The 6,313-nt window shown below is 70.8% G+C and carries 4 protein-coding genes; 3 read left to right on the forward strand and 1 reads right to left on the reverse strand.

The genetic code is table 11. From position 1 onward, the window contains the following. Positions 1–97 precede the first annotated feature (97 nt). The 3 genes from ACGFXC_RS37165 (at position 98) to ACGFXC_RS37175 (ending at position 4,240) form a co-directional block, all read left to right on the forward strand. Entirely contained in the window at positions 98–817 is a 720-nt protein-coding gene (locus tag ACGFXC_RS37165) for a hypothetical protein (RefSeq protein ID WP_393719365.1), read from the forward strand. Positions 818–1,134: 317 nt separating this feature from the next. After that, on the forward strand, positions 1,135–2,451 hold the full coding sequence (locus ACGFXC_RS37170) for a hypothetical protein (protein WP_393719366.1): 1,317 nt from the start codon (positions 1,135–1,137) through the stop codon (positions 2,449–2,451). A gap of 1,003 nt (positions 2,452–3,454) precedes the next feature. After that, positions 3,455–4,240, forward strand: coding sequence for a hypothetical protein (locus ACGFXC_RS37175; RefSeq protein ID WP_393719367.1), 786 nt, complete (start codon positions 3,455–3,457; stop codon positions 4,238–4,240). Between the two features lie 972 nt (positions 4,241–5,212). On the opposite strand, the gene ACGFXC_RS37180 is transcribed toward ACGFXC_RS37175, so the two are convergent. Beyond that, complete coding sequence (locus tag ACGFXC_RS37180; RefSeq protein WP_393719368.1) at positions 5,213–5,782, reverse strand: SMI1/KNR4 family protein; 570 nt, start codon at positions 5,780–5,782, stop codon at positions 5,213–5,215. Between the last annotated feature and the right edge of the window lie 531 nt (positions 5,783–6,313).

Below are 6,313 nucleotides of genomic sequence, written 5' to 3' on the forward strand. Positions count from 1 at the left end.
CACCCGCCTCCGGCACCCGCCTCCGGCACCCCCACCGGTACGGGCCGCGCCGACGCTGCCGTCCCATCCCTTCAACCCGCACGGAGCAGACCCCATCATGGCCGCGCCCCCGGACACCACCCCACCTGCCGTACCCGCCGTGCCCCCGGGCCGCCGCCCGCGCACCCCGCGGAGCAGGCGTGCGGCGATCCTGCTGTGCGGCGTGCTGGTCCTGGCAGCAGTCGGCTTCGCCGGCCTGCGGCTGCATCACCGGCTGACCACCATCGACCTGCCCACGGCCCACACGGCGCCCCAGGGCGGATACACGCTCACCGTCTACTTCACCCCGAGCGAGGCCCTCTACCGCGGCCCGCGACGCAGCATCCGCGACCACGCCTGCGCCGGCCAGAACCTGCCCGACACGTTCCCCGCCGACTACCTGGACCGCGTCGACCTGGAGGGCTTCGGCAAGACGGTACGCGGGGACTACCTCGGCCGGGACTTCGACAGGCGCTGCTACTTCACGACCCGGACCCCGCCCCAGGGCTCCCACGACAACACCCTGGTGCCCTGGCAGTCCGTTGCCGCCAACCACCTGCCGCCGGGCACCTCGATCCACGTCACCGACTGCGGTCCGGGACTGTCCACCGACATCTGCGCACGGGTGAAGGCCGCCCACTGGCGCGTCGACGACCTGTGCAGCATCGGCTGCGACGACACCAAGCACCTCGACCTGTACATCGGCGAACAGACCCGGGCCGACATCGAGGACGAGGACTTCTACTTCGTCACCAAGGGCGCCACCATCCGGGCCGACACCCCCGAGGCCCTGCGTTGAGTGCCCGGGGTCCCGCGGGGGAGAGGCGTGCCCACAGCAGGAGTTGGAGTGCGCGCATGGACTGGCGGAGAGCGTCGCCGGGCAGCCGCGCCGTGGCGCGGACGGACGCCCACGCGGACCTCAGGGCCGACGCCCTCGTGCCCGACATGAAGGCACAAACCCCCGCCGACGCTGCTGCGGCTGCGGGCACCGGACCGATCCCCGCGCCCGCCGCCACCGATCCCACGACTCCGCCACCGGCCGCGGAACACCGGCCGCAGGAAGCACCGACGACGCCAAGGGCGACTGCGCCACCCGTACGGCGCCGTCTCCACGCGTTGGACGCCTCGCGCGGCGCCCTCGTCGCCCTCCGCATCTTCATCGGCAGCCAAGTGGCCGGACTCGCGGCCCCCGTCCTGCAACATCCGGACGGTTTCGGGCTGACCTTCGCCGACCTGGTCCTGCCCGGCTTCCTCTTCTTCATGGGCATGGCCGTACCCGTCTCCATGTCGGCCCTGCTCCGCCCACCGGCCACACCCGTACCGGCCGCCACACCGCACCGGCGCCCCCACCTGCTGCGCATCGCACGCCGAGCCGCCCTCCTGTACGCGATCGGCATGTTCCTCAACGCCTACCCCTTCCTGCCCGAGGTACTGGAGCACTGGCGCTTCGTCGGAGTGATGCAGCGCCTGGCCTTCGCCTACCTCGCGGTATCGCTCCTCTACGTCACCTGCGCCCCGTCCCTGCTGCCGCCAGGCGGCCCCGCCTCCGCCACGAAGGCGACCACGACACCCCTGGGCGCGCGCCCCCGTCCGGTCCGCTTCCCGGCTCGGGCGATGCTGCTGGGCGGGTTCCCCCTCCTGTGCCTCGCCCTGTGGACCATCGCGACGTACACGTTCCACAACCCCTGGCCCGAATGCGCCGGCGTTCCCCCACTGACGCGAGACTGCTCGCTGCAGGCCTACATCGACACGACCTGGTGGGGGACCGAGCACAACTTCGACGGCGGCAAGTTCGACCCCGAGGGCGTGATGTCGACCTTGGTGGCCGTGGTCAACTGCTGGGCCGGCCTCGCCGTCGGCCTCGACGTCATCCACAACAGGCAGTGCTACCGCACCATCGACGGTGTCCGCAGGCGCGCGTCCCTGCTGATCACCGTCGGCGCCCTCTGCGCAGGGGGTGGCCTCGTACTGGGCCAGGTCATCCCGATCGGCAAGCAGCTGTGGACTCCCTCCTTCGCCCTCGTCACCATCGGCATCATGACCGCCGGCTTCGGCCTGTTCCTCCTGGCACTCGACGGCAGACGCCGGCCCACCCCCTCCGGTCCGCCCCACCCGTCCACGTCGCCACCCACCGGCACGAGCACCGCGGCTCGAAACCGACTCGCGCCCGTGAGCGACACCCTGGTGGCTCTCGGCCGCAACCCGCTGCTCTTCTACGTCCTGTCCGAACTCGTCATCACCACGCTGGACTACATCCCGGTCCGGCACGCCGGCCCGGACACGACCCTGTGGACCATGGGCCCCGAGGCCGCCCTGGCCGCAGGGTTGCCGGCCGCCCTGACCTCCATCCTGTGGGCGCTGCTGTGGCTAACGCTGTTCTACGTCCCGATCGCACGCCTGCTCACATCCCGCGGCTGGTACCTCCGGGTATGAGCGCGAAGGCCAACACGATCCTCACAACCCATGCCGGTCGGACTGCTGAAGTCGCCCGGGTGAGCCCGGCTGCGGTGACGGCCTGGGGGCGCACGCACGCCGACTTCCCGCCCGCCCTCAACTGAATGGGATCGATGGCCAGCCCTGTGGGCTGGCCCGCCCTCTACGTGACCTTCGGGTACGGGCGGGCAAGAGGCGCTGACTGCGGGCAGACGCCGGGCCGGGCCGGTCTGTTGGTCGGTCCGCCGCGGCCCCCGGAGAGCAGGCCCCGGCCGAAGCCGCCGTCCCGGCCCACCGCCAGCAGGCCGGACCGGCCAGGGGCGCGGGGCGCACCCGATAGCGCGCGCTGCTGCCGGCGGACCGGGCGGACCGGGTGGAAGCCGAGCGGGCCAACTCTGACGAGCAGGCGGCTGCGCCCCGGTGATGAGGGGTCAGCGTGCGGTCGGGTCCGTGCCCCGTGCCCGTGGTGGCGGCAGCCGGGGGAGCGGGGTGAGGGCCCCAGCCCCCCGGGCCCGTTCCTGCTTCGTCTCTGGTGCCGTGGGATCGGCCGGGCCGTACCGTCTGGCCTCGCGCCTGGGCTGGAGCCCGTGCCCGGGTGGCTCCGTGGAGGCATAAATGGCGGTTATGTGGCGATAGCTTAATAAGCCCTACCTGTGGTGGTTTGTGGAATGGGACGGTGGTCAAGTACTGGCACATTGCGCTGGATTGAGGACATGTGCACCTAAGAAGAAGCGCCATGGCCGTTGCGGCCGGCGTGCTGGCCCCCGTCACCCTGCTGGCCGCTCCGGCCGTGGCCGAGGAGGACCGAGCTCCCGCTACGGCTGTCCCGGACTCGTCACGGGAACCGGACGAGGAGGCCTCCGAAGCGTCTTCCGGTGAGCCGTCGGCTCCGTTGCCCGAGGCCGGCCCCGCGCCGGGCGATGTCCCCTCCGGGGGCCCCGAACCATCCGCGCCTCCCGCGTCGGAGAAGCCCGAACAGCACGCACCATCTGCCGGGAGCGTCATGCCGACGCCTTCCCGTCCCCCGGCAGCAACGGGTCCGGAGGGTCCGGCCGCCGCCCGCACGGCGCCGACTGTCGACGTACGCGGTGTCCCGGAGGCGTTCACGGCGGGTGAGCCGTGGCGGGAGTTCGCCCTCGTTTTTGAGGAGGGCTCGGGTAACTCGGGTTTGCACACTCCGCTGCTGCACGTTGACAATCTGGACGGCATCGTGCTCGGCGGGTACATGGACGTGCAGTATTTCGCCGACGGCGCGTGGCACGACGCGCTCCTGCTGGACGACAGGCCGAGCACGTTGTTCGAGTACTGCGTATGGACAGACCTAGGGGTCTGGTTGCCCGCGGGGACGACCGAGATACCCGTACGCGTCCGGTTCCACGATGATGCTCCGGTCGGGACTCACTTCTTCTTCAGCGCCACGGTCAACACCGCGCAAGAAGAATCGGTGGATTCCTCCCGGTACCCCTCCGAGATCGTCCGAGACATTCCCACGGATCCCACGGACCCCGGTGACCCGGGTGATCCCGGTGATCCCGGTGAGGAGGAGCCTGCCGGTGAGGCGGGCGGGGAGCACGCGGGCGTGCTATCGCCCGGGCCCGGGCGGCAGCCGGCGGAGCAGGCTTCGCATGCGGGTGGGGCAGTGCCCGAGACCGTGCCCGTGGGCGGGCTGGCTCACACGGGTGGTAGCGAGGCCACCTCGTGGGCCCTCGGGCTGGGGGGTGCGGCCGTCGGTCTGGGAGCTGCCCTGATCGCTGGCACGGGCCGCCACCGCCGGCGAACCGCAGGCTGAGCGGGCGGGACCCCGTTACCGAAGCGCCGTGGTCGTGGAGTTCGACGGGTTGGCCCGGGCTGAGCGGGCGGGAGTCGAGCGGGCGGGAGCCGGACGGGTTGCGGTTGCGCCGCGGTGACGAGGGGGCAGCGCGCGGTTGGGTCCGTGCCCACGCCCGTGCTGGCGGCGGCCGGGGGAGCGGGGTGAGGACCCCCAGGCCCCCGTGCCTGCTCCGACCGTCCCCGCGGCCTCTGCCCAGGCCGTGCCCGGGCTGGAGCTCGTACTCGGGCTCGGGGCTGGGGGGTGATGGGGTTGTTCCCGGGAAGCTACACAAGGCATCATCTGATGCAACCTCACCGCTCTTTCAGCCGGCCAGTGGACCCGGCCGCACAGGACAGCCACCGCCTCCCCCCGCTGTTGGCGCCCGTGGAGCGGGCTGGTCCTGGAGGCGGAGCCGGAAGGGCCCGGGTGGAGGGGCGGAGCGGGCCCGCGTAATGGGCTGGGGGCCCGGTTTCGGTGAAATCGGGAGGTTGGGGTAGGTGGGATTCGACGGGTGTGTTCGGGGTGGATAGAGGGGGTTGGGGATGGAGCTGGCTGCGAGGGTGTGGCCTGATGGGCCTTTCGGGAAAGTGCTGGCTGTGGTGTTGTTCGTAGGTTTGGTCTGCATGTTCGCGTGGGGTTGGTACAGGAAGAAGCGCTGAAGATCGGGAGCGCGCCGACCACACCGGCCGCCCCTGCTGGCGCCCGTGGAGCGGGCTGGCCGTGGAGGCGGAGCCGGAAGGACCCGGGTGGGGGAGCGGAGCGGGCCCGCCCAACGGGCCGCCGGCCCGAACCCCGGCACCGGCCGGCCTGCCGAGCGCAGCGAGGCGGTTCCCTTCTTGAGCGATGTGGCCAGGGAGAGAGCCGGATTTTTTCGTCCATCAAGAACGTGAGTGCGCCTTCGGGAGACCTGCTTGAGTTTTACTGCAGGGCCCGGCGGGCGTAGGGGTTCGTTCAGATACCGGTGGCGGGGTTGATGCCTTGTTCCATGAGACGGCCGTATTCACGCCAGTGTACGAATTGCACTGGGTTCCCTGTTTCTTCGGAAGCTTGTCTGCAGTGCTGTTCTAGGAAGGCTGTGAATCCGCGGTTGTGGACGGTGAAGGGGCCGCCGTCTTCCTGGAGGTCGGCGACGGGCCATTCGTTGCTGTCGTCGCCGGTGATGATCCAGAAGAGGTGGGAGCAGTCTGAGGTGAAGCCCCAGCGGATGAGTTTTTTTGGGTCCAGGCTGGCGGGCAGATACCGGGTGAAGGATTCGGGGGCCTGTTCCCAGAACAGTTCGGCCAATGAGACGAGGTCGTTGCCCTCGATTGCATCGTACGGCTGGGGTATCCCTATTTCGTTTCCGCCGATTTCGCCGGCCCCGTAGGTTTCGATGAAGGCGATGTAGTCCGAAGGAAGTCGTATCCCGAGTAGCCGTTCCGCCTCCGCGATTCCAGTCAGGTCCTCAGGGCCTCCCTCGGCGCTTCCCCGGCAGGGTTTGAGGACGCGTGCCAAGTCCTGCAGGTTGGGATGGTTGGACATGGGACCTCCAAGAGTGTGATGGCGGACTACAGCCTAGGAGCTCACCCTCACAGAGGCCCGGCCTCCGGCCTCGACCATCTACCCGGGGGGCCCGGCTGTTAGGGACCACGAAGCAGGCCCGGACCTGGCTGCCCGCATGAGCGGGTTGGCTCTGGAGAGCCCAGAGCTTCGCCACGGACACCCGCGCTCGTTCAGGGGATCCGGCCGCGGATGCAGACCACACCGGCCGGGTCCCCTACTGCTGCGCCCGCGGAGCGGGCTGGTCCTGGAGGCGGAGCCGGAAGGGCCCGGGGCGGGGGAGCGAAGCGGACCCGCCCAACGAGCCAAAGGCTCGCACCCCGTGAAACGGGGTCACCTGGGCCCGCGTAGCGGGCCGTTCGAGATCGAGCGAAGCGAGGCCTCGAACCCGGCCGGAGCGAAGCGCAGGCCCCCGGCCGCAGGCCGGCACCGGCCCGGCGCAGCCGGGCCCGTCGAGCGCAGCGAGGCGGTTCCCTTCCTGAGCGCGCAGCGCTCAGGGTCCCGCTCCGCGGG

Origin of the sequence: Streptomyces sp. NPDC048507, from assembly GCF_043199995.1 — a bacterium.
Taxonomy (GTDB): domain Bacteria; phylum Actinomycetota; class Actinomycetes; order Streptomycetales; family Streptomycetaceae; genus Streptomyces.

Coding starts and splice junctions, on each gene's coding strand:
- ACGFXC_RS37165 (WP_393719365.1), top strand. CDS start 98: ATGGCCGCGCCCCCGGACACCACCCCACCTGCCGTACCCGCCGTGCCC.
- ACGFXC_RS37175 (WP_393719367.1), top strand. CDS start 3,455: ATGCCGACGCCTTCCCGTCCCCCGGCAGCAACGGGTCCGGAGGGTCCG.
- ACGFXC_RS37180 (WP_393719368.1), bottom strand. CDS start 5,782: ATGTCCAACCATCCCAACCTGCAGGACTTGGCACGCGTCCTCAAACCC.